The sequence below is a fragment of the Nonomuraea sp. NPDC026600 genome, assembly GCF_040638335.1.
In the GTDB taxonomy this organism is placed as follows: domain Bacteria; phylum Actinomycetota; class Actinomycetes; order Streptosporangiales; family Streptosporangiaceae; genus Nonomuraea.
The window spans coordinates 58,883-84,105 of record NZ_JBEZYD010000002.1 but is presented as its reverse complement, the minus strand read 5'-3'; the positions used below and the strand labels follow the sequence as shown (position 1 = coordinate 84,105).

21 protein-coding genes and 1 pseudogene are annotated in these 25,223 nt (G+C 70.1%); 6 read left to right on the top strand and 16 right to left on the bottom strand.

Translation table 11 applies throughout. From position 1 onward, the window contains the following. Positions 1 to 19: 19 nt before the first annotated feature. Entirely contained in the window at positions 20 to 781 is a 762-nt protein-coding gene (locus tag AB0F17_RS04095) for an endo alpha-1,4 polygalactosaminidase (protein WP_358015888.1), read from the bottom strand. Between the two features lie 351 nt (positions 782 to 1,132). On the opposite strand from AB0F17_RS04095, the gene AB0F17_RS04090 reads away from it, so the two are divergent. Both AB0F17_RS04090 and AB0F17_RS04085 read left to right on the top strand, forming a co-directional pair. Beyond that, positions 1,133 to 1,681: a TetR/AcrR family transcriptional regulator gene (locus AB0F17_RS04090; RefSeq protein ID WP_358015885.1), complete on the top strand. Its 549-nt coding sequence runs from the start codon at positions 1,133 to 1,135 to the stop codon at positions 1,679 to 1,681. Further along, positions 1,665 to 2,123 (top strand): DUF5360 family protein, encoded by a 459-nt coding sequence (locus tag AB0F17_RS04085; RefSeq protein ID WP_358015882.1) that lies wholly within the window; start codon positions 1,665 to 1,667, stop codon positions 2,121 to 2,123. Before AB0F17_RS04090 ends, AB0F17_RS04085 begins: the two co-directional genes overlap by 17 nt. Here AB0F17_RS04085 and AB0F17_RS04080 read toward each other — a convergent pair. From AB0F17_RS04080 to AB0F17_RS04065, 4 genes are all read right to left on the bottom strand, one after another. Next, on the bottom strand, positions 2,043 to 2,930 hold the full coding sequence (locus tag AB0F17_RS04080) for a hypothetical protein (RefSeq protein WP_358015879.1): 888 nt from the start codon (positions 2,928 to 2,930) through the stop codon (positions 2,043 to 2,045). The two genes, AB0F17_RS04085 and AB0F17_RS04080, sit on opposite strands and share 81 nt — an antisense overlap. 101 nt (positions 2,931 to 3,031) lie before the next feature. Beyond that, the gene (locus AB0F17_RS04075) at positions 3,032 to 6,271 is read right to left on the bottom strand and encodes a discoidin domain-containing protein (RefSeq protein WP_358015876.1); all 3,240 of its coding nucleotides are present in this window, start codon (positions 6,269 to 6,271) and stop codon (positions 3,032 to 3,034) included. Between the two features lie 209 nt (positions 6,272 to 6,480). Further along, a complete protein-coding gene (locus AB0F17_RS04070; protein ID WP_358015873.1) occupies positions 6,481 to 7,488 on the bottom strand; it encodes a hydroxyacid dehydrogenase in 1,008 nt (335 codons plus the stop codon). A gap of 109 nt (positions 7,489 to 7,597) precedes the next feature. Further along, positions 7,598 to 9,556, bottom strand: coding sequence for a DUF2264 domain-containing protein (locus tag AB0F17_RS04065; protein WP_358015870.1), 1,959 nt, complete (start codon positions 9,554 to 9,556; stop codon positions 7,598 to 7,600). Positions 9,557 to 9,640: 84 nt separating this feature from the next. Here AB0F17_RS04065 and AB0F17_RS04060 point away from each other — a divergent pair, with 84 nt between their 5' ends. Next, a complete protein-coding gene (locus AB0F17_RS04060; protein WP_358015867.1) occupies positions 9,641 to 10,711 on the top strand; it encodes a LacI family DNA-binding transcriptional regulator in 1,071 nt (356 codons plus the stop codon). A 72-nt stretch (positions 10,712 to 10,783) separates the two neighbouring features. On the opposite strand, the gene AB0F17_RS04055 is transcribed toward AB0F17_RS04060, so the two are convergent. From AB0F17_RS04055 to AB0F17_RS04015, 9 genes are all read right to left on the bottom strand, one after another. Then, positions 10,784 to 11,821, bottom strand: a complete 1,038-nt coding sequence (locus AB0F17_RS04055; protein WP_358015864.1) for a LacI family DNA-binding transcriptional regulator — start codon at positions 11,819 to 11,821, stop codon at positions 10,784 to 10,786. A 13-nt stretch (positions 11,822 to 11,834) separates the two neighbouring features. Beyond that, positions 11,835 to 15,200 (bottom strand): carboxypeptidase regulatory-like domain-containing protein, encoded by a 3,366-nt coding sequence (locus tag AB0F17_RS04050; RefSeq protein ID WP_358015861.1) that lies wholly within the window; start codon positions 15,198 to 15,200, stop codon positions 11,835 to 11,837. Between the two features lie 45 nt (positions 15,201 to 15,245). Then, positions 15,246 to 16,028: a cupin domain-containing protein gene (locus tag AB0F17_RS04045; protein WP_358015858.1), complete on the bottom strand. Its 783-nt coding sequence runs from the start codon at positions 16,026 to 16,028 to the stop codon at positions 15,246 to 15,248. Then, positions 16,025 to 16,942: a PmoA family protein gene (locus tag AB0F17_RS04040; RefSeq protein WP_358015854.1), complete on the bottom strand. Its 918-nt coding sequence runs from the start codon at positions 16,940 to 16,942 to the stop codon at positions 16,025 to 16,027. Before AB0F17_RS04040 ends, AB0F17_RS04045 begins: the two co-directional genes overlap by 4 nt. Next, positions 16,939 to 18,027: a Gfo/Idh/MocA family oxidoreductase gene (locus AB0F17_RS04035; RefSeq protein ID WP_358015851.1), complete on the bottom strand. Its 1,089-nt coding sequence runs from the start codon at positions 18,025 to 18,027 to the stop codon at positions 16,939 to 16,941. Before AB0F17_RS04035 ends, AB0F17_RS04040 begins: the two co-directional genes overlap by 4 nt. A gap of 39 nt (positions 18,028 to 18,066) precedes the next feature. Then, positions 18,067 to 19,353 carry an extracellular solute-binding protein gene (locus tag AB0F17_RS04030; protein ID WP_358015848.1) on the bottom strand — a complete coding sequence of 429 codons (1,287 nt, stop codon included), beginning with the start codon at positions 19,351 to 19,353 and terminating at the stop codon, positions 18,067 to 18,069. 21 nt (positions 19,354 to 19,374) lie between these two features. Next, positions 19,375 to 20,196, bottom strand: a complete 822-nt coding sequence (locus AB0F17_RS04025) for a carbohydrate ABC transporter permease (RefSeq protein ID WP_358015845.1) — start codon at positions 20,194 to 20,196, stop codon at positions 19,375 to 19,377. Further along, on the bottom strand, positions 20,189 to 21,115 hold the full coding sequence (locus AB0F17_RS04020; RefSeq protein WP_358015842.1) for a sugar ABC transporter permease: 927 nt from the start codon (positions 21,113 to 21,115) through the stop codon (positions 20,189 to 20,191). Before AB0F17_RS04020 ends, AB0F17_RS04025 begins: the two co-directional genes overlap by 8 nt. 260 nt (positions 21,116 to 21,375) lie before the next feature. Then, positions 21,376 to 22,425, bottom strand: coding sequence for a LacI family DNA-binding transcriptional regulator (locus tag AB0F17_RS04015; protein WP_358015839.1), 1,050 nt, complete (start codon positions 22,423 to 22,425; stop codon positions 21,376 to 21,378). A gap of 93 nt (positions 22,426 to 22,518) precedes the next feature. Between AB0F17_RS04015 and AB0F17_RS04010 the strand changes: the two genes are divergently transcribed. After that, on the top strand, positions 22,519 to 22,962 hold the full coding sequence (locus tag AB0F17_RS04010; RefSeq protein WP_358015837.1) for a hypothetical protein: 444 nt from the start codon (positions 22,519 to 22,521) through the stop codon (positions 22,960 to 22,962). Between the two features lie 53 nt (positions 22,963 to 23,015). Here AB0F17_RS04010 and AB0F17_RS04005 read toward each other — a convergent pair whose 3' ends face one another. After that, the gene (locus AB0F17_RS04005; RefSeq protein ID WP_358015835.1) at positions 23,016 to 23,354 is read right to left on the bottom strand and encodes a hypothetical protein; all 339 of its coding nucleotides are present in this window, start codon (positions 23,352 to 23,354) and stop codon (positions 23,016 to 23,018) included. A 122-nt stretch (positions 23,355 to 23,476) separates the two neighbouring features. On the opposite strand from AB0F17_RS04005, the pseudogene AB0F17_RS04000 reads away from it, so the two are divergent. Further along, positions 23,477 to 23,593: pseudogene (locus AB0F17_RS04000) on the top strand (response regulator transcription factor); the annotation flags it as partial. Positions 23,594 to 23,628: 35 nt separating this feature from the next. Continuing rightward, entirely contained in the window at positions 23,629 to 24,657 is a 1,029-nt protein-coding gene (locus AB0F17_RS03995; RefSeq protein ID WP_358015832.1) for an ATP-binding protein, read from the top strand. Between the two features lie 60 nt (positions 24,658 to 24,717). On the opposite strand, the gene AB0F17_RS03990 is transcribed toward AB0F17_RS03995, so the two are convergent. Next, positions 24,718 to 25,197, bottom strand: a complete 480-nt coding sequence (locus AB0F17_RS03990) for an Rrf2 family transcriptional regulator (RefSeq protein ID WP_358015829.1) — start codon at positions 25,195 to 25,197, stop codon at positions 24,718 to 24,720. Positions 25,198 to 25,223 lie beyond the last annotated feature (26 nt).

Below are 25,223 nucleotides of genomic sequence, written 5' to 3'. Positions count from 1 at the left end.
ACCGTGGTCGGAAGACCGGTCAGCAGGTCTTGCGGACATATCCGCTGCTGCCCTTGGGTGAGACGTCCACGTCGCGCCGGACGATGCTCAGCTTGGTACCCCAGCCAGAGCACGCCCTCGACAGACCGGTGGCGGTGTACTCGATGACGATCACGTTGTTGCCGAACGCCGCGGTGTAGTCGCCGCACTCCTTGTACTGGCCGCACTCCTCCGCGACCGCGAAGTCGAGCCCGTTCGCCGTGCGCGAGCCGGCCAGCTCCACCGTGTTCTTCTGCGCGATGGCCAGGCCCTGGCTGTGGGCGTGGCTGCTGAGCAGCCGGATGTACGCCTCGGCGTTCGACGCCGTCAGCAGGTTCTTCGAACGGGTGTAGCTGTCGTAGTTGTCGGGCTCGATGGCCTGGTAGCCCTTGGTCTTGCAGCCGGTGATCCAGGAGTTCACCTTGGCGGCGACCCGCTGGCGCTTGGCGTTCGTACGCAGGTCCAGCAGCGCCTCGCCCCAGTCCTCGTCGATGACGACCTTGCCGTTGGCGTCACGCAGCAGCAGGTCGGCGTCCCAGTCCTTCTCCTCGCCGGGCTGGACCTGGAAGGCGTTGACGTAGCAGATGTTGTACAGCCCCGCTGCGGGGGCCGCGGACCTGTCCCTGCTGACCACGGTGACCCCTGCCGGCGGCGTGTAGGCGCCGCCGATCTGGTAATCGAACCCGGCATGTGCCGGGGGCAGGGTGAACGCGGCCGCCGAGGCGGTCGACGGCGTGGCGGCCAACGCGGCCGCAAGGGCCACCGCAGCGCCTAAAGATTTAGGGGTGGGGCTCATCGTCGCACTCCAGACGATCGGGGGTACGTCCCCGCCTCGGACGCTGACAGCGATCCTGGCGACTTAGTCCGGGCTCATGGTGGTGGCCATCTACCGGCTAGGCGTACCTCTGGCGCCGGATCCTCGATACCGGCGTTCATCGGAGTAAATCGAGCACGAACGCTTCTGTCAAGAGCTCGGACCTGCTCGAACGATGGGATTTAAGCGCAAGATTGCACAGCAGAAGCCTCGCCATCGGTGCGGTCAGCCTATCGGCGATCACGAACAGCGAGCGGGCTAACGTTGAAAGTGTACCGGCTGGCCGGTATACATACGGATATGCCCAGACCAAGCGCGAAAGACCGGCTGCTGGACGCCGCCGCCGATGTGCTGCTGTCCGACGGTGCGGAGTCGCTCACGCTGGAAGCCGTCGCCAAGCGGGCAGGCGTCTCCAAAGGCGGCCTCTTCTATCACTTCCCCACCAAGCAAGCGCTGGCCGCCGCCATGATCGAGCGCCTGACGAAAGCCTTCGACGACGCGCTCGCCCAAGCGGGCGACAGACCGGGCGACTTCGTGCGCGCCTACGTGCGGGCGACAATTCCCGAACGGCACACCACCACCGCCCCGGCCGACCGGGTGACTGCCGCGCTGCTGGCCGGGGTCCTGGTCGATCCGGCCGGACTGGCGCCGCTGCGTGAGCGATTCGCCGCCTGGCAGGCACGACTCACCGATGACGGCATCGACCCGGCCGCGGCGACGGCCGTACGGCTCGCGGTCGACGGATGGTGGGCGGTCAGGCTGCTCGGACTGAGTGAACCAGGGCCGGGGCTGCACGAGGGGACCCGCGACTATCTCATGGAGGCGATCGATCGTGCCGCGCACCACTAAGGCGTTGATGCTGGTCACGGACGTGGGCTTCGTCGTCTACTTCACCGTGACCGGCCTTGGCCTGATCCCGCCGGAGTGGGCGTTCGCCGACTACGCCGATCCCTTGATGGCCGACTGGAACTGGTCTTTCCTCTGGATCGATCTCCTGGCCAGCGCCACCGGCCTGACCAGCCTGTTCCTCCTGCGCCGGGGCTCGCCCAGCGGCTCGCCGCTGATGCTGGTCTCGCTGGTGCTGACGATGGCGTCCGGGCTGATGGCGATCGCGTTCTGGACCCTGCGCGGGGACTTCTCACTCGCCTGGTGGATACCGAACCTCTACCTCATGCTCTTCCCCGTCCCGGGGATCATCCGCCTGACGGCGTCAGATCCGCGCGTTGCGGCGCAGGAGGCCGAGAGTGTTCACGGTCGTGTGGCCGCGCCAGTCCAGGACGCCCACGGGTGAGATCTGGGCGTAGTCGACGGTCCATCCGCCGTCGTCCTGCTGCATCCCGGCCAGACGGTCGAGGTCGGCTTCGATCAGCTCCGGGGCGAACAGGGCCCGCACCGGGCGGTCCGGGAGCGGCGCGAAGTCCAGCGGGCGGAGCATCTCGTGCTCGGTGCCGCCTTCGACGTGCACCTGGCCGGTGGCCGGGAGGTACGTGCCCAACCCGGCGAGGAGCCCGGCGGCCTCCGGCTGGGTGTCGTACACGGCGTCCAGGAACCGCAGCGCGAAGGCCAGCACGTACGCGTGCGGCCGCCGGTCGAGGGCGGCGATCGTGTCCAGGCAGTAACGGGTGGCCCGTTCCAGCCAGGGGTGCGCGGCCACGCCGGGCAGGTGGGCGGCGACGCGGTGCGCGGTGGCCGCGGTGACGGAGGTGATCTGCAACGAGGACACCGTGGTGTCGGCGCCGGCCCACCAGGGCGCGTTGCCGGCGTCGGAGGCGCGGGGCAGCGCGAACGGCAGGCCGCCGTCGGGCAGCGAGGCCGACGCCAGCCAGTCGCACAACTCGGCCCCCCGCGTGGTGGCGGCCGGGGCGGTGTCCTCGAACACCTCGAAGGCGTGCAGCGCGGCGCCGGGCTGACTCTCGGGCGAGCGCAGGTCGGGCTCCAGGCCCCAGCCGTAGCCGCCGTCGGGGTTGCGGTAGCCGTCCAGCGCGGCCAGCGCGCCGGCCGGATCGCCTTCTCCCATGAGGACCTCGAAGCGGCGGCGGTCCAGGACCCGTGCGTGCGTGGCCATGAAAGCGGTGGCAGCGGAAAGATCAACGTTCATGTGTTCATGATGACTCTGTCGCCGGGCTCCGGTCTTGCAAGAAACGGCCGCGCGGCCGGGTCGGTGAAGGGGGCGTGCCCCTGAAGGCACGCCCCCGGCCGTCACGGTCCGTAGGCCTTGACCTCCAGGAGGCCGACGGAGCTGGTGCCGTTACCGGTCAGCAGCACCCGCAGGCGGGTGGTGCTCGTGGCGGTGAAGTTGACGGTGTTGTACTGGTTCTTCGCCAGCCCGTACGCGCCGGCGTTGGGCATGTCGACGTAGGCGGTGCCGTTCCAGTACTGGAGCTTCCACGAGGCGGGCATGTCGATGCCCTCGTCGTCGTCGAAGAAGTACACCTCGGCCCTGTTCAGGGTCTTGGCCGACGACCAGGTCAGGTCCACCCACTGCTGCCCGGTCTCCGGCCAGCAGCCCCAGCGCGGGTTCACGGTGTCGTTGGAGGAGGGCGGGTCGATCCCGTCGTTGACGGCGGCGACGCTCTCCCAGGAGGAGGTGTTCGACGCGGACGGGGTCGCCGAGGCGGCCAGGTTGCCGCTCGGCGGCTGCTGGGTGCCGCCGCGATTGTAGATCTTGATCTCGGTGAGCCCGGTCTTGGCCCCCGAGGCGTTGGTGGCCAGCACCCGTACCCGCTGGGCGCTGATCGCCGGGAACTGCACCACGTTGTAGTTGGCCCGCGGCGCCGACGGGCTCTTGGCCTGGCTCGGCACGCCGACCCAGGCGCTGCCGTTGTAGTACTGGATGTCGTACGAGGCGGGAGCCCGGTAGGTGGCGCTGGCCGGGCGGCTGTCCTTGAAGTAGAGCCGCACCTCGTTGAGCGTGCGGGCGGCCCCGAAGTTCACCTCGTACCAGTCCTGGCTGGCACCCGTGCCGCCCCAGAACGGCTCGTTGATCGGGAAGCCGTCGACCGCGCCCGCGGCGGTGCTGCCCGAGGCGGTGGAGGAGACGGAGACGCTGGCTCCCGAGGCGAGGTTGGTCAGGTCGGCGGTCAGGTCGACCCCGGCCTTGGCCAGCATGTCCACCATCCGCGCGCCGGTCTGCGTCACCTGCGCGGGGGCCTGCAGCCCCGGCGAGGCCACGTGGTAGCTGACCGTGCCGCTCGTGGTGACGTCACCGGTGGCCGGGTCCCAGGTGAACGGCACCAGCGAGCCGACCGTGGCGACCCTGCTGCCGTTGATGAAGATGGAGTAGCCCTCGGGCACGCCCGGGTAGCGGACCACGCCATCCGACGGGTCGTCCCAGACGATGGTCAGGTCGGCGTTGCGGTAACGCAGGTTGTTGACGGTGAAGTGGGTCCAGCCGATGTTGATCGGCGAGAGCTCCACCTTCGCGTCGTTGCGCGGGCGCAGCCCCGCCACGTCCTCGATCACGGTCCAGTTGCTGCTGCCCAGGATGTTGTGGTGGATCCAGGAGCGGTAGGTGATCGCGGAGCCGTTCCAGTCGGCCCAGAACTCGTTGGCGTCGGGCCACTGGGTGTTGCCGTTGACGTACTGGGCCCAGGCGTTCCAGTACAGGAGCTTCTTATACCAGGTCGCGTCGATCCACGAGTTGGAGTAGTTCCGCAGCACCGAGGAGAGCAGGCGGAACTGCACGGTGGAGTTGATCGTGGAGAAGTTGTTGCTGCCCGTGCCCGAGGCCGCCTTGTCGGCCTGGTTGGCGGTGTAGAAGGGGAAGATCGGATACTGCGCCGGATCGTCGAACAGGCGCAGGGCCTGCTTGTAGGTCGCGGTGTTGGGGATGGCGCCGACGGCGAACGGGTAGTAGTTGTTGATCTCCTTCCACGGCACCCACTCGTTGGTGGACTTCAGCCGGTGCTCGAACAACTGCCGGCTGGGGTTCCACAGCACGTTGACGATGGCGTTCTGGATCTGCGTCGCGAGCGTGCGCATCTCGGTGGCCTTGGCGGTGTTGCCGACCGCCTCGTACGCCTGCGCCGCGGCCAGCGCGCCGCTGTACTGGTAGGCCGACTCGGCGCGGTCCATGTTGCCGCTCTTCCAGTGGAAGGAGACGGCGTCGGCGTCGTTGCCGGTCAGGGCGCCCCAGTCGTACTCGATGAGCTTGTTGTTGTCATGGTCGTAATAGGAGAGCTGACCCTTGACGTCCCCCTCGGCGTAGCGCGCCAGGTTGGCGGCGATCGCCGGCTGGCCGCCGTGGATCTGGTAGCTCTTCCACGCCGCCTCGCCGATGTACTGGGTGTAGCTGTTGGACCAGTTCTCGGGATCGCCCGGATTGTCGAGGAAGCGGCCGTTCTTCGAGATCTGGCCGACGCTCAGCCAGTCGCCGTAGGAGTAGATCGGGTTGCGCAGGTATTTCAGGTCGTCGATGTGCATGGGCTGGGTCAGCGCGATGGCGTTGTTGTAGCCCAGCACGCCTTCGGTCGAGGTGGGGAACTGGAACGTCTGCCCCGGGATGTCGGCGTCGAGGTTGTTGAAGCGCATCAGCCACCAGCGGTAGTAGATGTTCTTCTTGATGGCCGCCTCGGGCACGTCGATGTAGGGCACGTTCTGCGCCCACCACAGGTTGTAGGCCCGTACGTGGGTGGCGAAGGCGGTGGCGTTGGTGTAGCCCGCGTACGCGTCGTACTCGGTCCGCGACTCGGGGATCTCGTTGGTGACGAAGCCCATGACCACCTTGGCGGTCACGGTCGCGCCCGCCGCGATCGTCACGGACCGGTTCAGGCCGCCGCTGGAGACGGTGAAACCGTCACCGGTCAGCCGGGGATAGAGCGTGGTGAGGTTGTTGTAGGCGTTGGCCTGCCCGGTCAGCTCGCTGCCGGACCCGGAAGTGGCGTACGGCGAGGTCGCCCGCAGTTGCAGCGTGGTCGAGCTGGAGCCGCCGTTCGTGATCGACAGGTTCGTCACCGCGACGTTGTTGTTCGTGATGAACTTCGTCTGATTCACCGTGACGGAGCCGCTGGTGTGCACGCTCTTCCAGTAGCTGGGCGCCTGCCAGCGGGAGTTCACCTGCTCGGTGAAGGTGCCCGGGGTGATGGCCACGGTGTAGGCGTTGTTGTTGCTGATGCTCTCCCAGTACGCCACCTGGCCGGCGAAACCGAGCGTGCCCGGGGTGTGGGTCTTCATGAACAGGGCGCGTCCCCGTGACATGAGCCAGGTTCCGGCCGGGTCATTGCCGGGGCGGGCGAGCAGCCGGTCCATCCAGAAGTCCGTGCCCGAGCTCTCCGCGTCGTAGATGGCCTGCATCATGTTGCCGGTCGTGTACGTACCGGGCGCGGCCGGGATCGACGGGCCGGCGAAGGTGGGGTATCCGATGGTCTGGGCGGCCTGCGCGGGAACGCCTAAGGCGAATGACCCGGCGATGAGCAGCAGGGCCGTGATGATTCTTCTCATGCCTGATTGATCCGATCCGATCGAGCGCGTGGGGGGAATGATCGAACCTAGCGCTTGGTTGTGGTAGCGCTAACAATCCCTTCTGTCGAATCTCCTTAATGAAAGGTTTTCGGAAACGTAGACCGATCTTCCGGACCTGTCAATCAGGATGGCGGCCTATCCCCTGCCACTTCCGCGCGCGGTGGAGCGAAAAGGCTTTCGGGGAGCCGTCAGGCGAGGTGGCCGAGCTGCGCGGCCTCCACCCGGCCGCGCAGCGGGCGCCCGCTCAGGAAACGTTCAAGCTCGCCGACCGCGAACTCACCCAGCCGCCGCAACTCACGCCCCTGCGCGCCCGCCAGATGCGGGGTGACGAGCACATTGGGCATCCGGAACAGCGGATGCTCCAGCGGCAGCGGCTCGGGGTCGGTCACGTCGAGCACGGCCGAGACGCGACCGGTCGCGCACACCCGGGTGAGCGCCTCGGTGTCGATCAGCGAGCCGCGGGCGGTGTTGATCACGACGGCCTGGTCGGGCAGGAGGGCCAGGCGCCGCTCGTCCAGCAGGTGGCGGGTCTCGGCGAGGGCCGGGGCGTGCACGGTGACCAGGTCGCTGCGCCGGCACAGTTCGTCCACGTCCACCAGCTCGACCTCCAGCCGGGACGCCTCCTCCGCGGAGACGTAGGGGTCGGCCAGCAGGATGTCCACGTCGAAGTCGCGTAGCCGCCGCAGCACGTGACGGCCGACCCGGGAGGCCCCGATCACGCCGACGGTGCAGTGGTGCAGCCCGGTGCCCGCGCCCGGCTGCCAGGCCGACCGGTCGGCGCCGGCCGCGTAGTGGCTGGCCCGCCCGAAGACCCGTTTCGCGCCGAGGACGAGCATGGCGATGGTGTACTCGGCGACGGGCACGGCGTTCGCCTCCGCCGCGGACGACACGACGAGGCCGCGCTCGAACACGACGGGATCGACGATGGCCTTGACGGTGCCGGCGGCGTGGACGAGGGCCCGCAGCCCCGGCGCCGCCTCCATCACCCCGGCGTCGATCCGCGGGCAGTCCCACCCGGTCAGCAGGATCTCCGCCGTGGCCAGCGCGCGGGCCGCCTGCTCGCCGTCGAAGGAGGTGAAGGTCACCGTCGTGTCTACGTCCACCGACTGCCGCAACCGGGTGACGAGGTCGGCGGGGAAGACGTCGTGGAAGGCCCAGGGCGCGATCGCGAAGACCGCTACGGGTCGCCGTGCCATAGAGAGCTCCTTGGGTAGGTGAACGGTTCCGCGGCGGACCCGGACCTCAGCGAAGGCCGCCGACCCTCACGTCAGGAAAGGTCGCCCGCCACTCGCGACGACCCCCACGTCAGGGAAGGTCGCCGCCGTTGACGACCCGCGCGCAGGTCGGGGAACCGGTGAGGCGGATCGTCGCCGAGTCGCCGCCCGGCAATTCCAGGGTGACCTGGTCGCCCTCGACCCGCACCACGGCGGGCCGGAGCGCCTCGTCCGCGCCGGTTAGCAGGACGAGGCTGACGTACACGGCGGTCCCGCCCGGGTGCGCGTCGGCGATCACGTACGGGGTGGCCGAGTGCCGCCCGAAGGCGTTGGCGTCCTCCGCCGTCGCCACCCCCGCGCCCGTGTACCCGTGTAGCCCGCGCACCACGCTGACCAGCCCGTCCGGGCGCCGCGCCGCCGCCCAGACGCCGCCCACACCGCTCACATCGCCGCTCCCGCCGCTCCCGCCGCTCACATCGCCGCTCGCGTCGTCGCTCCCGTCGCCGCTTTGCCACGTGAGCGGCGCCTCGCCCGCGAGGGCGTACCCGCCGTCCCTGACCTGGTGTCCGGCCGGCGCGGTGACCTGATGGATCCGCACCTCGGCCGGCCCGTCCACCACCGAGGCCGTCACCACGTGGACCGGCCCGGCCGGCAGGTCATCGCGGTAGGCGGAGGCGGCGAACCGGTCCTGCGTCGTGAGGGGCTCGATCCGCCGCCGGCGGGAGACGGCCCCATCCGGCGCGACGACGACGAGTTCCCCGTCGACACCGGCCGCCGCGCCCAGGTCCGGCCCGGTGTGGCTGGTGTAGGCGAGCTTGAGGTAGTGCGGATCCGGAGGCCCGGACGGGTCCTGGATCCGGTCCCGGTCGCTGCCGTGGTTGACCAGCCGGACCACGCCGTCCTCGCGGGTGGCGTGCAGCAGCCAGCCCGGCGCGCGCAGCGCCACCGCCTGATCCGCGAGGTCGATCGGCGCCGGGACCTCGGCGTCCGTCCAGACCGGATGCTCGGGCGGCAGCAGCAGCCCGAGGAACGCCTTGCTGGCCCAGTAGGGCGAGCCCGGCCCGGAGTAGCTCTGCGTGACCGGCAGGAACGTGTCGTACCAGCCGAGTGTCAGCAGGCCGCGCTCGTCCGGCACGCCGCGCTCGGTGAAGTGGCGCAGCACGCCGCTGGCGATCCGCCGGGTCCGGCCGGGCGGCAGCGGCGAGGAGCCGGTCAGCGCGCCCAGCCAGAGCGGCGCGGCCGTGGCGAACCGGTAGGTCAGCGAGCGCCCCTGGTGCACGGGCCCGCCGTCGGCGGCGAACAGGTGCTGGTACTGGCCGAGGAAGAGCCGCAACCGCTCGCCGTAACGCTCCAGGCGGGCGGTGTCCCCGGCCATCCTGGCCCACAGCACCGGGTAGAGGTGCATGGCCCAGCCCGCGTAGTAGTCGAAGTTCTTGCCCGCGCCGTCGGAGTACCAGCCGTCCCCGACGTACCACTCCTCGATCCGCTCCAGCCCGTCGGTGATCTCGGCGGCCTCGTACGGTCCGCCCACCTCGGCCAGGAACTGCTCGACGACCACCCGGAACAGCACCCAGTTGTTGTCCGGGGTTCGCCTGCCGACGAAGCCCGCCAGCCACGCCACCACCCGCTCCTGCTGGGCCGGGGACAGCCGGTCGTACAGCCAGGGCCGGGTCTCGTGCAGGGCCAGCGCGATCGAGGCCGCCTCCACCAGCGGCTGGGACATGTCGGTCAGGGGCGGCCAGGCGTACGGGTGCGCCGGGTCGGTCCCCGCGACCAGCCCCTGGGCGTACCGCTCCAGGAGCGCGGGCGGCACCGCGCCACCCGCCCCGGCGATCCGGAACGCGGCCAGCATGAACGTGCGGGCGTACCCCTCCAGCCCATCGCTCACCAGCCCCGAGCGGCTCTGCCTGCCCGGCAGGCGGTACTGGGCGAAGTCGCCGGTGGCGTACGGCACCACGGACGCCAGCAGGTGATCCGCCACGGCCTCCCAGTGCGCCCGGGTCCAGCCGGTATAGGCGGACAGCTCGGCATCAGCAGATGGGAGGTGCATAAAGCGGATACTACGCCATTTTAACTGGGCTTTTCCGGCTAAAATGACGTATCGAGAGTAACCGTTTTAACATTGGGAGGTCGCATGGCCCGGCGGACGGCGTCCGACGACGGCGGGCCGCGACCGTCGACCATCCGTGACGTGGCGAAACACGCCGGCGTATCCGTCGCCACGGTGTCCCGGATCCTGTCCGGCACCTATCCCAGCGCGCCCGCCACGCGCGCCAAGGTCATGCGGGCGGTCCGCGAGCTCGACTACGTGGCCAACGCCCACGCCCGGGGGCTGGCCGGGGCGAGCAGCAGCAGCGTCGCCATCATCGTCAACTCGGTCATCTCCCCCCACTACGCCGCCGTCGCCCAGGGTGTGCAGACCCAGGCCGCCCTGGAAGGCCGGTTGTGCATCGTCGGCACCACCGGAGGCGATCCGGAGCGGGAACTGGCGACGATCCGGCTCATGCGCGAGGAGCACGCCGACGCGGTGATCCTGGTCGGCAACGTGGTGGCCGACGACGCCTACCGCGAGCGGATGGGCGAGTACGCCCGCGCGCTGGCCCTCGCGGGCTCACAGCTCGTGCTGTGCGGGCGCCCCCCGCTGGGGCCCGAGGTACCGGCCATCGTGGTCGAATACGACAACACCGGTGGCGCGTACGCCGTCACCAGCCACCTGCTCTCGGCGGGCCACCAGCGCATCCTGTTCCTCGGGCGGCGGGAGGGCTACAGCACTCCGGAGAGCCGCATCGCCGGCTACCGGGCGGCGCTGGCCGCCTACCGCGTGCCTCACGACCCGGCGCTGGAGGTGGACGGCACGATGGAGCGCCATGAGGGCCACCGCATGGTGCGCGAACGGCTCGACGCGGGGCCGCGCGACTTCACCGCCATCTTCGCCGGCAACGACCTGATCGCCGCGGGCGCCCGCCAGGCGCTCCGGGAGCGGGGCCTGCGCATCCCCGACGACGTGTCCATGGTCGGCTTCGACGACCTGCCGCCCGCCGCCGACATCGACCTGACCACCGTGCACGTACCGCACGAGGAGCTCGGCCGCACCGCCGTACGGCTGGCGCTCGAACGCGAGCGCGGCAGGGCGGGCGCCGCCGAGCACGTCCTGCTGGGCACGCACATCGTCGTCCGCGACTCGGTCCGCCCGAACATCCCCTGACCGCTCAGCGGAGACATGCCCGGAGGTCGCCTGACCGCTCAGCGGAGACGCGCCCGGACGCCGCCTGACCGCTCAGCGGGGAGGAGTGCTCTCGCGCAGGATCACGCGTGTCTCGATCCGCACGGTCTCCGAGCCCTCGGCGAGCGCGAGCCGCATCGCGCTCGCCCCGGCCTCCTCCAGCGGCACCGCCACGGAGGTGAGCGCGGGCACGACGTCCACCGCCGAGCCGATGTCGTCGAACCCGGCGACCGCGATGTCCTCGCCCGGCACGAGCCCGGCGTCGCGGAAGGCCGTCATCGCGCCGATCGCCATCACGTCGTTGACCGCGAAGACGACCTCGATCCCGTCGAGCCCACGCCCGGCCAGCTCGCGGGCCGCCGCGTAGCCGCCCGCGCGGGTGAACTCGGTCTCCACCACGAACCGGTCGTCCAGGCTGACGCCCGACTCCCGCAGCCCCTCGGTGAAGCCGTCGACCCGCTCGCGGGACGTGCGGACCCGCTCGGGGGCGCGGATGACCGCGAACCGCCGGTAACCCGCCCCGGCCAGCGCGCGGGCGAGCTGCCCGGCCCCGCCGCGGTTGTCGATGGTGACGGTGGCGAACGGCAGGTCCTGCTGGCTGATCAGCACGACCCGGCCGCCGGCCGTACGGTAGTGCGCCAGCTCCTCGACCAGCGCGTCACGCGTGCCCGCGTCGTCGACGCGGCTGCCCGCGATGATGATGACGCGCGGGCGCTGGCCGCGTAGCGTCCTGACGATCTCGAGTTCGCGTTCGGGCGACCGGTCGGCGACGGCCATCGTGACGATGAGCCCGGCCGCCTCCGCCGCCCGGGTGACCCCGGCGGCGATGGAGGAGAAGTAGGGGTCGGCCACGTCGCCCACCACCAGCGCGGCGGTGCGGGTCGAGCCTTTCGCGATCGCCTGGGCCGACAGGTGCGGCTCGTAGTCGAGCTTGGCCGCCGCCGCCAGCACCCGGGAGACGTTTTCCGTGCGGACGTTGCGCGTGCTGCCGTTGAGCGCGCGCGACGCCGTGGCGACGGAGACGCCCGCCTCCCGGGCGACGTCGTGCAGGGTCGCCGGTGACGGGCGCCCTTCAGGCGAGGCTTCGACCATGCCGGACATTGTCTCAGTGGGTCACGGTGACCACCAACGGATCGGTCTTCGTCGCCCCGGCGGCGTTACGCAGCTCGGCGACGTAGGTGTGGCTGCCGGGCGGCCGGGCGGCGAGCACGGTGGCGGCGCGCTGCGCGGCGGGCGTCGCCGCGGTCAGCGACCGCGTGTCGATGAGCACGCCGTCCTCGTACAGCCGGTATTCGGTGGCGTTGGTGCCCCACCACAGGTCCGCCCGTACCGTGTAGCCGCCGTCGCCGTCCCAGTTGTCGGAGGAGAGTACGGCCTTGGCGGGGTTGGCGTCGGTGACCACGACCGTCACCGGCGCGGTGGCGGTGACGCCGGCCTGGTTCAGCAGCTCGGCCGTGTAGGTGTAGGTGCCGTTGCTCCTGCCGCTGACGGCGACGGTCGCCTGCTGGGCCGACGGGCTCGCCGAGCTGAGGTCGCGCCGGGCGATCTCGATGCCGTTCTCGTAGAGGACGTAGGCGCTCGCGTTGACGCCCCACCACAGGTTCATGGCGACGTCGTACGCCCCGTCGTGCAGGCCGTTCGCCCAGCCGCTCGTCGTGGAGAGCACGCCCTTGCCGGGTGGCTCGGTCGCGTCGTCCGTGCCGAGGCCGAGGCCCTGTGAGACCCGGACGTCGTCGATGTGCACGCTGCCGTAGTTCGAGCTGTTGGCGTAGTAGTCGATCTGCGCGACGCCGTCCATGGTGGTCCTGAAGGCGGCGTCGTCGAGCACCTTGCGGCCGTCGAGGAGCAGGTCGAACCGCTGGTTGACGGTGTCGATCACGGCCGAGAGCCGGTACCAGCGGCGTGGCTCGTACGCGCCCACCGTCACCGTGCTCGTGCCCGAGTAGGCGAGGATGGTGTTCTTGGTGACGGCGAGGCTGATCGCGTTCTGGCCGTTCGACCCGCGGATGTACGGGACGCCGAACCAGTCGTTGCCCGAGGTGTACGCCTCCTCGCGCATGATGTCCGCCTCGACGGTCACCAGGCCCTTGAGCGCCGGGCTGAACGTCTGGGAGACGCTCGTGCTGCCGCTGTTCGCGGTCCGGGTGAGTTTCACGCTCTTGTCGCTCGCGCTCGGGGTCTCGCTCACCTCGACCCGCCCGCCGCTGCCGCTCACGGTGAGGCCGTCGGTGCCGGTGGGCAGGGTCCCGGTCGCCAGGTCGTCGAAGCCGTGCGTGGCGACGTAGTCCGGCACCGACTTGGCCAGGAGGAACGCGCCCGCGTCCGTCACCGTCGCGGCGACCACGGTCAGCCCCGTCCGGGTCGCCGCCAGGTAGCCGTCCGCCTCGGCCCGTACCTCGTACCCCTTCCCCACCGGCACGTCGGCGACCGTGAAGGCGCCGTCCGCCGAGCTCGTGGCGCTGCCGGCGCCCTTGACCGTGACGCGCGCGCCGGCCACGGGCCGGGCGGTCTGGTCGAGCACCCGGCCGGAGATGGAGCCCACGACGCTGGCCGAGGCCAGCTCCAGCTCGACCGTGGTCTGGTTCCCGTGCCGCACGTCGATCTTCCGCGTCACGGTCGTGTACCCGGCCTTCGACGCGGTCAGCGTGCGGCCGTCGGCGAAGGGCACGTCCTTGACCACGAACCGGCCGTCGCTCCCGGTCGTGACCGATGCCGCGTCCACGGTCACGGCGACGCCGGGCAGCGGGTGCCCGCCCGTGTCCCGTACGGTTCCCGCGACCGTCTCGGTGGTCGCGCCCTGCGGGGTGACGTACTCGAAGGCGCCCACGTCGGGCTTGCCGTTGTAGAGCGGCGTCCCGGCGTAGTCGCGGCCGCCGTTGCCGTCGATGGCGATCCCCGTGTCGATCGCCGGCGACCCGGACCCGACCCGCAGGCCGTACGCGGTCTCCAACTGGGGACCCGTCTCCGCCGTGCCGTACGGGCCGTCGAGCGGAGCGTCCGTGAACAGCGGATCGGCGATGATCGCGTGCGCTTCGTCCTCTGGCACCGGGAGCGTGGCGCCGCCGTAGACGTTGTGGTCGTAGTGGATGGTGGGGCTGGTCGTCAGGCTCGCGCCCGCCCGGGTGGAGTAGAACACGTTATTGGTGAGCTCGTAGCCCGCCGCCAGGGAGCTGCCGTAGCCGTAGACGAGGTAGTCACTGCCGTCGTTGTAGAGCGTGTTGTTGTAGATCTTGGCGTTGGCGGCGCGGTCGGAGTGCAGGTAGATCTGGTAGCGCGAGTTGCTCGCGATCACGTTGTTCCGCACGATGACATCGCCGAAGGCGAACTGGCACAGCAGGATGCCGTCGCCGTTGCCGTGGAGGTAGTTGTACTGGACGACCTGCCGGGTCGTGCCCTTGTCCGGGTCGATGCCGTTGGAGTCGGCGCCGCCCGCCTTCTTCTCGGTCCCGTACACCTCGTTGAACTGGAAGGTGATGTCGTCGGCGAAGTACGCCTCGATGCCGGAGGTCCCGGTTCTGTGGACGACGTTGTGCTCGATGACGGCGCCGCGGACGTTGGTGATGTACATGCCGTTGCAGCCGTACGCGGTGTCGGCCTGGGTGACGTAGTTGTTACGGATCACGATGTTCGTGTGCGGCCGGAACTTGGGGTCGTCCGGCCCCTCCCGCGTGCCCCAGCCGGTGGGGGTGGCGATCGTCTCGCCCGCGGCGTTCTTGCCGTCCCCGGTGTACTGCTTGACGACGATGCCGGCGAACGAGGTGTTGGCGACGGTGGAGTTCTCGATCACCACGTCGTTGAGCAGCGTCGGCGCCGATGGCGGGTGCTGGATGTCGGGCACGGTCGTGTCGAACACGATGCCGCCGGTCTTCTTCGAGCCGTCCCAGCCGGTCTTGAAGTGGATGCCGGGGGCGTTGCCGTCGGTGCTGCCGCTGATCCAGTTGACCTCGCCGGTCACGTCGTGCACGGCCACGGCGTCGATCACGAAGCCGTCGAGGGTCTGGCCGTTGTCGCCGCCGACGTGCACGCCGCGCAGGTCGCGCAGGTTCTCCCCCGGCGTGCCGGTCGCCGGCACCTGGTTGGTCACCTCCAGGTTCCTGATGGTCCAGAACTCCTGATTGAAGAGCCGGACGGCGTCGCCGACCTGGCCCTCACCGTCCACGCGCGGCTTGCCGCCCGCGCCGTACCTGTCGATGGTGATCGGGGCGCCGCTCTCCCCCGACCCCTTGGGCCAGAGCTGGCCACTCCACCGCTGCCCGGCCCGCAGCAGGACGCGGTCCCCGGGGCCGAACGTCGTCGCGTTGACCTTGCCGAGGCTCCGCCACGCGTGTGCCTCGTCCAGGCCGGAGGCCGTGTCGTCACCGCCGGACGCGTCGACGTAGTAGGTCGTCCCGGCCTGGGCGGCGGCCGGTGCGGCGGGCTGGCACACCAGCACGCCGCAGGACAGGAGTAAGGCGGCTATCAGGCGCGACATGAGTGCGCTCCTTTGGGGAGGGGGAGCTTAGGGGGGAGCGGGAGCTTAGGGACGGGGTGAGCGCACCTGCGGGTGCGCGACGTCGTGGGTGCGGAGTCGGCCGCACATGCCCCAGCGGGCTTCGGGTGGCGCTTCGAGGAGGGTGGCGCTGTGGAGGTGCGTCCCGTCGCCGCGCTCCAGCGCGTCGAGCACCTCGGCGGTGTGTCGGGTCTCCCGGGCGACGGTGTCCTCCCAGGTACGGCGCCAGCCCGCGACGGCGGGGCGCACCAGCGCGACCGCGCTGTCATAGAACGCCCGCAGAGGTCCCGGGTCGCCGTCGGACAGGCTCTTGGCCAGCCGCAGGAACCCCTCCACGGCCAGCTCACGACGGCGCCGGACAGCGTCCTCCACCCCTTCGCCGGTCGGCGGGGTGGCCGAGTTGCCCTGGTCGCTGGAGGCCCAGGGCAACTCGGCTCCCTCGCCGGCCGGTAGGGTGGCCGCTTCCCGGTAGCGGGCCGCGTCGGCCACGATCTCCGGCGGGAACGTCATGACCGCATCACCGGCCTCCGGCAGACCGGCGTTCTGCATGACCACCACCACCTCCAGGCCACCCCGGTTGATCGCCCGATGGATCGTCCCGGGCGTGAACCACACCGTCGAACCGGCGCTCAACGGCGTCTCCCGGAAACCGTGCACGTCCAGCGTCTGCAACGCGCCGCTGCCACCGATGACCACATACGCCTCGGTGGAGGCCGTGTGCAGGTGCGGGGTACCGCCTTCGAGGCCGTCCTGGCACGTACCGGAGTAGACCGACAGCCGGGTGACGGAGGTCCCGCCGGGGAACGTCATGGCCGCACCCCCAGCGCGGAACGGCCCTGGTCGGCCAGGTGCCGGGTGCCTTCCTCGCCATGGTCTCCGGCGGCCACCACGACCGCGTACCGGAAGCTGATCGTCTCCCCGTCCGCGACCGGCACCTCCTCGCTGAAGAACGGCGCCGGGCACAGGCAGGCGAACTCCTCGCTGCGGGCGAACCACTGCGGCGGGTGCTGGGGGTTGGCGGCGTCATCGACCATGACGATCGTCGACCAGTCGCCGCTCTCATCGTGCCGGCCGCGGAAGCCGAACCACTCCGCCCGCATCCCGCGCAGGTCGCCTCCGGCACCGGCGCCGGTCGGGGACTGGACGATGCCCTGGGTGAACGATCGCGGGCCGCGCCAGAACAGGCCGCCGTACCCGGCGTTCTCGCGGCCCTTGGTGGTCGGTGAGCCGATGTCGAGCGCGGCCCCCGACACGTTGGTCATGTCCGTCTCGAACACCAGCACCCAGGTCGACTCGTCCAGCACCCGGGCCGTCAGCCTGCGCCGCTCGTCGATGACCGGCTGCCCGGCCTGGGAGCGCCAGGCGAGCCGGTGCCCGATCTCGGCGCTCTCGCCCTCGGCCGACAGCGTGGTCAGCTCCTGGTGCACGGCGCTGCCGTTGTTGTCGAGCTGCACGTAGAAGCTGCCGTGAACGTACGTGGGGCCGCCCCAGAAGTTGTGCTCGCCCACGTGCGGCAGCGACCAGGCGATCCCCTTGTGCCAGACGTGGTCGTGCGGCCTGAACAGCGACACCACCTCGCCGGCCAGGGTTCTGATCGGGTGCAGGTACGGCTTGGGCGACTCCAGCGTGGGAGTGTCGGGCCGGTAGGTGTAGGTGAACAGCTCGACATCCCCCGCCGAGACGGCGATCGACCGGTCGAGCATGTGGCAGACCTGCAGCGTCATCGCGCTTTCTCCCATGGGGTACCGCTTCCATCCATGCGCTGCCAGAACGGGCTGTCAGCGGCGATCTGGCCTGCTTGCACGCGCTCGCCGGTGAAGGCGGAGGCGTACAGCGCGGCGATGAACTCCATCGTCCGGCCGGCGTCCTGAAGGGTCACCGGTGGTGGCTCGCCCTGGTCGAGCGCGTCGAGCACCGCCGTGAGCTGGTCCCCGTGACCGCTCGGGGCGCTGACGGGCCCAGGTGCCCAGGCGATGTCCTCGTGGCCGGGGGCCGGGGTCAGCGTCCAGTCGTCGTCGGTGTAGCCGTACAGGTGCGCCACCTCGACCGTGGCGCGCTCGAAGTCGAACCGGAGCTCGGAGGTCTGCCTCGGCGAGACCACCGAGTTCACCACCGAGGCCAGCGCGCCGCTCTCGAACCTCACCAGCGCCATCGACACGTCCTCGGTGTCGGTGGAACGGGCCTGGCGGGCGGCCAGCGCGGTGACCTCCTGCCAGGGTCCGAGCACCGACAGCAGCAGGTCGAACTGGTGGATGCCGTGGCCCATCGTCGGCCCGCCGCCCTCGTTCTCCCAGGTGCCGCGCCAGGGCGCCGCGAAGTAGGCCTCGTCGCGGTACCACTGGGTGGCGCAGGTCGCCAGCAGCGGCCGGCCGAGCTCGCCGGCCGCCACGAGCCGGCGCAGCCGGACGGCGGCCGGGCCGAAGCGGTGCTGGAAGACGGTCGCGACGTGCGCCGTCGAGCGGCTCTCCGCCTCGCGGAGCTGGGCGAACTCCGCGAGCGAGAGCGTGGGCGGCTTCTCCACCAGCGCCGTGACACCGGCCTCCAGGCAGCGCGCCGCCAGCGGCGCGTGCTGCTCGGGCGGGGTGCACAGGCAGACCAGGTCCACCTGCTCCTCGCCCAGCAGCTCTGCCAGGCTCGCGTACGCCCGGGGCACGTCCCAGGTCTCGGCGAACGCCTTGGCCCGGTCGAGGTCCACGTCGGCCGTGGCGACCAGGCCGGCCCGGCCGCCGGACGCCCGCACGGCCGCCGCGTGTGCGGTGGCGATCCCTCCGGTGCCGACGATGGCGGTCCGGTAACTACGTCGGGACATGGGTACCTTTCTCGCTTACTCTTCTCGCTTGCTCGGCTGTCAGGCCGCGTCGATCTCCGCCTGCAGTTCGCGGATGAACGCCGTGGCCGCCTGGTCCGGTGTGGCCCGGCCGAACAGCACGTCCTCGGTGTGGCGGCGCAGGATCGTCTCCAGGTTGCTGGCACCGTTCGGCGTCACCCTCGGCGCCTCGCTGACCTTGAGCTGGTCGAGGTAGTCGATCGCCGCCTTGTCGGTGCCTGTGAGCTTGGCGGTGATCGCCGAGCGGATCTTCTTGTTGGCCGGGACGCCGCGGTCGGTGAGCAGCACGTCGCCGGCCTCCTGGCTGTTGGCGAGGAAGTCCACGAACAGCGCCGCCTCGGCCGGATGCTTGGACCGGGACGAGACCGACCAGAACATCGACGGCTTGTAATAGGCGCCCGCGGTCTTCGACTCCCCCGGCAGATCGAGCAGCTTCAGGTTCGCCCCGCTCGCCGCGGTCAGCGCGGTGAGCTGGGTGTTCCACCAGGTGGCGAGGGCGGCGGTGTTGGTCGCCGTACCGGACTGGTCGAGCGCGCCGGTCCCCTTCTCGATGATCACTGACGGTGCGGGCGAGACACCCGCCTTCGACAGGTCGCGGATGTAGGACCAGTAGCTCGCCAGCACGGCGGGCGGGGCGACGACCTTGCCCTTGTCGTCGAAGAGTTTGGCGCCGTTCTGGCGGACCCAGACGTTGACCCCGCCGACGTCGAGGCCCAGGGACTGGACGCCCGACACCTTGCCGCCGGACGCCTTCGACACCTTGGCGCCGAGTTCCTGGAAGTCCGCCCAGGTCCACGTCTTGTCGTCGGGCTCCGGGATCCCGTACTGCTTCAGGAGGTCGGTGTTGAGCACCATCGAGTAGGCCCCCAGACCGACGGGCAGGGCGTACTGCTTGCCGCCGACCACGCCGGTCGCCAGGGCGTTCTGGTCGAAGTCGCCGGTGGTGAGGTACTTCTTCGCGGTGCCGAGGTCGAGCAGGGCGCCGCGTTCGGCGTACGAGGCGAGGTACAGCTCGTCCATCTGGATGATGTCCGGCGCGTCGTTGGCGGCCACGGTGGTGGCCAGGCTCTCCCAGTAGCCGTTCCACTCCTTGAACTCACCCTTGACGGTGATGTTCGGATGCTTCTTGTGGAACAGCTCGATCACCTGCTGGGTGCGCTTGTGCCGTTCGTCCGACCCCCACCAGGTGAAGCGGATGGTGACGGGTTTGTCGGACAGTTCCTGGTTCGCCCCGGCGCCCTGGGAGCAGCCGGTGAGCAGGAGTGACGCCAGGAGGACCGCCCGGGTGAGGCTTTTGAGGTTAGGCATGGTGGTTCCTTGTTCGGGGGGTTATTTGCCGCCTGTGGTGGCGATGCCCTTGATCAGGTAGCGCTGGCCGATGAGGAAGGCCAGGAAGACCGGTGCCAGCGACACGACGCTCATCGCGAACATCGATCCCCACGAGGTGGAGACCGTGGAGTCGACGAACGAGCGCAGGGCGACCGGGACCGTGTACATCTCCGGGTCCGTCAGGTAGATGAGCTGGCTGAAGAAGTCGTTCCAGGTCCAGATGAAGGTGAAGATCACCGTCGTGGCGAGGGCCGGTGTCATCAGCGGCAGGATGATCCGCAGGAAGATCCTCGGGTGCCCGCAGCCGTCGATCCTGGCCGCCTCGTCCAGCTCGCGGGGCAGGCCGCGGATGAACTGCACCATGAGGAAGACGAAGAACGCGTCGGTCGCCAGCAGCTTGGGCACCATCAGCGGCAGGAACGTGTTCACCCAGCCGAGCTGGGAGAACATGATGTACTGCGGCACGATGATCACGTGGATCGGCAGCATGATGGTGCCGAGCATGATCGCGAACCAGAGCCGTTTGCCGGTGAACTCCAGCCGGGCGAAGGCGTAGGCCGCCATCGAGCACGAGACCAGGTTCCCGACGATGCAGCCGAGCACGAGGATCGCCGAGTTGGCCAGGTAGTGCCCGAAGGGGTCGGCCAGCGCGGTCCAGCCCTCGGTGTAGTTCTGGGTGTGCAGGCTGCCGAGGATCAGGCCGGGCTTCCGGAAGATCTCGTTGTTGGGCCGCAGGGAGCTGACGACCAGCCACAGCACCGGATAGAGCATGATCAGCGCGAGCAGGCTGAGCCCGAGGTGCTTCAGGACGCGTCTAGTCATCGTATGTGACCCAGAACTTGGCGGCCCAGAAATTGATCGCGGTGAAACCGGCGATGATCACCAGCAGCAGCCAGGCGAGCGCCGAGGCGTACCCCATGTCGAAGTTGCCGAATCCGCGCTGGTAGAGGTACAGCGTGTAGAAGAGCGTGGAGTCCGAGGGCCCGCCGCTGCCGCCCGACACCACGAACGCCTGCGTGAACGACTGGAAGGCGTGGATGATCTGCAGCACCAGGTTGAAGAAGATGATCGGTGACAGCAGCGGCAGCGTGATCCGCCAGAACTGGACCCCCTTGCCGGCCCCGTCCGTGGCGGCGGCCTCGTAGTACATCGCCGGGATCTGGCGCAGTCCGGCCAGGAAGATGACCATGGGTGCGCCGAAGGTCCACACGTTGAGGACGACCAGCGTGCCCAGGGCGGTGCTCGGATCGGAGATCCAGCCCTTACCGGCGATGCCGAAGGTCGCGAGAAGCTGGTTGACCAGGCCCTCGGCACCGAAGATCTGCCGCCACAGCACCGCGATGGCGACGCTCGACCCGAGCAGCGACGGCAGGTAGAACACCGAGCGATAGAACGCGAGCCCGCGCAGCCCCCTGTCCAGCAGCAGGGCGAGCGCGAGCGCGCAGGCCAGTTGCAGGGGGACCGAGACGACCACGTAGAAGAAGGTCACGCCGAGCGCGTGGTGCAACCGCTCGTCGCCCAGCATGCGGATGAAGTTGTCCAGCCCGTTGAACGTCGGCGCCTGGATCAGGTTGTAGTCGGTGAAGCCGAGCGCGAGGGACGCCGCGATCGGCCCCGCGGTGAACAGCAGCAGGCCGGCGAACCAGGGCAGCAGGAACAGGTAGGCGGCCTTGTTGTCCCGTTTGCGCGGGGTGGCGGGGGCGGCGCCGCGGAGCCGCTGGAGCTCGCCGAGCGCACTCATGCGGCCCTCCTCGACGCGGTCATGGATGGCCTCCTGGCGGGTTTCACGTGGGGTCCGGGAAAACGTATTCCGCAGTTTGCATGCCGGTTACGCGGGCGTCAAGAGCGGGTTTCGTGGCAGGCGAGGGCGCTCGGGGGTCGCTCGGTCACGAGCGCCGAGAGGCGTCAGAGGCGTTCAGTCGCAAGCGCGAGGCGGCCCCGAGGCGCACCCGCGCAATGCCGATCCCGCGCGCTTCAGTGGTTTATCGGAATTCGACCGGCTTATTTCCCGCCATTCGCGGAACCGCGTTCCATCGTGCTTTCCCGGACGACAAGTTTCCCCTGCACGGTCAAATGCGCGGGCGTCGTACGTCCGGCCAGTGCCAGGCGGATCGACTCGGCACCCACATGCGCCAGCGGAAGCGCCACGGTCGTCAATCGAGGCGTCACGTCAACGGCCAGTTGAATATCGTCGATCCCCGTTACCGAGACGTCAGCAGGCACCCTTACCCCGGCGGCCCGGAAAGCCGACATCGCCCCGATCGCCACCACGTCGTTGACGGCGAGAACCGCGTCCGTCTCCCCCAGCCCCTCGGCGACCAGCCGCCGCGCCGCGTCGAACCCGCCCTGGCGGCTGACCGCGCAGTCCACGATCCGAATGTGCCGGTCCTCGACCCCACCGCCGGTCAATCCCTCGACGAATCCCGAAACCCGCGCGGACAGGTTGACCCAACCACCGGCCCCGGCGAATATCACCACCCGCCGATGCCCCGACTCCGCGACGAACGCGCCGAGCGTTCGAGCGGCACCGCGATTGTCGAACCCGATCGAGTCGAAGGACTCCTCGGTGACGCCGACGATCACGACCCGCCCGCCTTCCCGCTCGTACGCCTGCAGTTCCTTGAACAGACGGCCTTCGAGCGCGTTCGTCTCCAGCCGGTTGGAGGTGAGCACGAGCGCCCGCGGGCGCAGGGCACGGAGCAGGCGGACGGTTTCGAGCTGCCGTTCGGGCGTCGCCCGCGTGGACGAGACCGTGACGAACGCCCCGGACGCACGGGCCCGCCGCTCCATCGCCGCCACGACGATCCCCATCGACGGGGTGGTGAGGTCGTCCACGACCAGCGTGATCGCGTCGCTGGCCCTGCGCATCGCCCTGGCCGACAGGTCCGCGGTGTAACGCAGCTCGGCCGCCGCGGCGAGCACCCGCCGCTCGTATTCGGGCGCGACCGTACGGGAACTGCCGCCCAGCACCCGGGACGCGGTCGCCACCGAGACCCCGGCCGCCGCGGCCACATCGTGCAAGGTGACCGTGGGTCTGGCCGCATGGGGCATTCGCTGATCCTCTCCCACCAGGCAACCGACCGATCGCCTCGACAATACTGGATACGGTCACCCGCGAGTGGTCCCGCTGCCATGCTATTGGCCGTGTCCCACTTTCTCGCTCTCGTCCTCGTCGACCCGGCCGACCCGAACCCAATTGACCGGGCCCAGCAATTGATGACCCCGTTCTGGGCCCGTGATCCCTTCGACGAGGAAACGGGGCAGGAATCGCCGAATGTGAAATGCGACGGCTTCACGGTCGGCGGCCGCTATGACGGCGTCATCTGGGGTCAGGAGCCGGAATACAGTCTCTCGCCGGACGCATTCCAGCGGAGATATGGATTCGACGTGGTCAGGCCCGAGAACAATATGCGGCCCGCCTCACAGGTCGTCCTCGACCCGTACACGCTTCCGCACGCGGTCGTCACCCCGGACGGCCGATGGCTCAGCTCCGAGGGCAAGCCGATTCGGGCCTGGCGCGACGAGTTGGTCTCCCTGCTCGACGAGCACGGGGACCGGCTGGCCGTGGCCATCGACTGCCATTTCTGACCTCGAACCGGCCCGGCTCCCTCCGGACAGGAGCATCACCGGCACCCCAGGCGCTACGGGTGCCGCGCGATCACCGGGGCCGCGGGTGCTGAGGGCGCGCCCGGCAGTTGGGCGCCGGCGGGCAGCAGCGGCTCGCACGCCTTCACCGCCGCCCCGTACTTGGCGGAGAGGACGTCGACGCGTTCACCCTTGATCTCGAGGTTGATCAGCCCGTCCGACGAGACCGCGACCTCGGGAAAGTCCGGCAGTCCCTTCGAACGCATGCAGTCGGTGAACGCCTTGGCGTCCCCACTGGGGCCGTCCGGGGCGGACATCACACTCGCGCCCCCGACCACTCCCGCGGTGACGACCGCGGCGGCGAGGACCACGTTCCTGATCGTTGAGCCGAGCATGATGGCTCCTCCGTTCCTGTCGCGTCTGTTCGGTGAACCCAGCAAAGCCGAGGACCGGTTACGGGACGGGAACGGCGGCGGTTACCCCGCTGTAACCGGCGGCTGGGCATCCTGGCTGGATCATGAGGGTGCTGATGGTCGAAGACCACGAGGAACTGGCCCAGACAGTGGCCGCGGGGCTGCGCCGCGAGGGCATGGCCGTCGATGTGGTGCTGGACGGCGACGCCGCGCTCGACCGTACCTCCTGTACAGCGGGCTGTTCCTGCTGGCCGCGGTGGTGCTGGTCACCCTCATCTACTTCCTGGTCGTGTACTCGCCCTTCCCGGGGCCGCCGACCGCTCCCACGGCGCCCGGGGGGCTCGGCCTGCCCGTACCTGAGCCGCAGGTGAAGGGGCAGCAGGCCGAGAGCCTGCGCCGGCTGCTGGTCAACTCCCTGGTCGCGCTGGCGGTCATGGCGTTCGCGTCGGTACTGCTGGGGCGGCTCATGGCCGGGCGCGTCCTACGACCGCTGGGCGACATGACGGCCACCGTCCGGCGCATCACGGCCGACCGGCTCGACCGGCGGCTGGCCGCGTCCGGGGCGGACGATGAGCTCAAGGAACTGGCCGACACTTTCGACGAGCTCCTGGATCGGCTGGAGGCCGCGTTCACCGCGCAGCGGCGGTTCGTCGCCAACGCCTCCCACGAGCTGCGCACTCCGCTCACGCTGCAGCAGGCCATGGTCGAGGTCGCGCTCGCCGACTCGGCGGCCGATGCCGGGGCGTTGCGGGCCGTTCTGGAACGGCTGCTCGCCAACGGAAAGCACCAGGAACGGCTCATCGAGGCCCTCCTCACCCTGGCCCGCAGCCAGCAGGGCCTGCGTCACCGGCAACCCCTCGACCTGGCCGCGCTCGCCGGGCAGGCCCTCGGCCAGCGGGGCGACCAGGGCGTCCGCGTCGAGCCCGCGCTGCGCCCGGCACCCGCGTCCGGCGACCGCGCCCTGCTCGAACGCCTGGTCGCGAACCTGCTGGACAACGCCGCGCGGCACAACGTGCCCGACGGCTGGATCAAGGTGACAACCGCCGTGGAGTCCGGCCGGCCCACCCTCAGGGTCTCCAACAGCGGCCCGGTGATCCCGCCCGATCGGGTCCCCACGCTCCTGCAGCCCTTCCAGCGTCTGGAGACCGGCCGGAGAGCCACCGGCGACGGCCTGGGGCTGGGCCTGTCGATCGTCGCCGCCATCGTCCAGGCCCACCACGGCACGCTGGAGGCCCGCGCCCTGCCTGGAGGCGGGCTGGAGGTGACCGTCGCTCTGGCGGGCTGATCCCCTAAGGACGTCACCAAGCTTCGCGGGCTCGATCACCTAAGGACGCCAGTAAGGACGTCACGCCGTAGAAGTCAGCCAGCGGCGGACGTCGGCCATCGCCGTACCCTCGCTGTCGGCGTCGATGCCCGCCGCCAGGTCCGCGATCGTGATGCCCGCCAGCGCGCCGTACCAGGCCTCCTGCGCCGAGGCCATCGCGCGGGCGATCGCGCACGGCCGGTCACACCGTTCGGCCGGTACGGCCAGCGGCCCCTGTCGCCGGATCTCCGTGCACCGGTAGGCGGGTGAGGTGCCGTCGACGGCCTGGACCACCTCCAGCACGGTGATCGCCGCGGCGGGCCTGGTGAGGAGGTAGCCGCCGACCTGGCCGGCCGTCGAGCGTACGATGCCCGCCCTGGAGAGCGCCTGGAGGTGCTTGGCCAGGTACGCCGGAGGAGTGCCGTGCAGCTCCGCGAGCCGCGCCGCCGGCACCGGGTCCCCGCTCTGGCTGAGCGTGACGCAGCCGTGCAGCGCCCACTCCACCCCGTTGGACATCTTCATGTCAGCACCCTACCCATTCCGGACAA

Excerpts from the sequence above, each read along its gene's own strand:
- AB0F17_RS04090 (WP_358015885.1), top strand. The coding sequence starts at position 1,133 with ATGCCCAGACCAAGCGCGAAAGACCGGCTGCTGGACGCCGCCGCCGAT.
- AB0F17_RS04080 (WP_358015879.1), bottom strand. The coding sequence starts at position 2,930 with ATGAACGTTGATCTTTCCGCTGCCACCGCTTTCATGGCCACGCACGCA.
- AB0F17_RS04075 (WP_358015876.1), bottom strand. The coding sequence starts at position 6,271 with ATGAGAAGAATCATCACGGCCCTGCTGCTCATCGCCGGGTCATTCGCC.
- AB0F17_RS04070 (WP_358015873.1), bottom strand. The coding sequence starts at position 7,488 with ATGGCACGGCGACCCGTAGCGGTCTTCGCGATCGCGCCCTGGGCCTTC.
- AB0F17_RS04065 (WP_358015870.1), bottom strand. The coding sequence starts at position 9,556 with ATGCACCTCCCATCTGCTGATGCCGAGCTGTCCGCCTATACCGGCTGG.
- AB0F17_RS04060 (WP_358015867.1), top strand. The coding sequence starts at position 9,641 with ATGGCCCGGCGGACGGCGTCCGACGACGGCGGGCCGCGACCGTCGACC.
- AB0F17_RS04055 (WP_358015864.1), bottom strand. The coding sequence starts at position 11,821 with ATGGTCGAAGCCTCGCCTGAAGGGCGCCCGTCACCGGCGACCCTGCAC.
- AB0F17_RS04050 (WP_358015861.1), bottom strand. The coding sequence starts at position 15,200 with ATGTCGCGCCTGATAGCCGCCTTACTCCTGTCCTGCGGCGTGCTGGTG.
- AB0F17_RS04045 (WP_358015858.1), bottom strand. The coding sequence starts at position 16,028 with ATGACGTTCCCCGGCGGGACCTCCGTCACCCGGCTGTCGGTCTACTCC.
- AB0F17_RS04040 (WP_358015854.1), bottom strand. The coding sequence starts at position 16,942 with ATGACGCTGCAGGTCTGCCACATGCTCGACCGGTCGATCGCCGTCTCG.
- AB0F17_RS04035 (WP_358015851.1), bottom strand. The coding sequence starts at position 18,027 with ATGTCCCGACGTAGTTACCGGACCGCCATCGTCGGCACCGGAGGGATC.
- AB0F17_RS04030 (WP_358015848.1), bottom strand. The coding sequence starts at position 19,353 with ATGCCTAACCTCAAAAGCCTCACCCGGGCGGTCCTCCTGGCGTCACTC.
- AB0F17_RS04025 (WP_358015845.1), bottom strand. The coding sequence starts at position 20,196 with ATGACTAGACGCGTCCTGAAGCACCTCGGGCTCAGCCTGCTCGCGCTG.
- AB0F17_RS04020 (WP_358015842.1), bottom strand. The coding sequence starts at position 21,115 with ATGAGTGCGCTCGGCGAGCTCCAGCGGCTCCGCGGCGCCGCCCCCGCC.
- AB0F17_RS04015 (WP_358015839.1), bottom strand. The coding sequence starts at position 22,425 with ATGCCCCATGCGGCCAGACCCACGGTCACCTTGCACGATGTGGCCGCG.
- AB0F17_RS04005 (WP_358015835.1), bottom strand. The coding sequence starts at position 23,354 with ATGCTCGGCTCAACGATCAGGAACGTGGTCCTCGCCGCCGCGGTCGTC.
- AB0F17_RS03990 (WP_358015829.1), bottom strand. The coding sequence starts at position 25,197 with ATGAAGATGTCCAACGGGGTGGAGTGGGCGCTGCACGGCTGCGTCACG.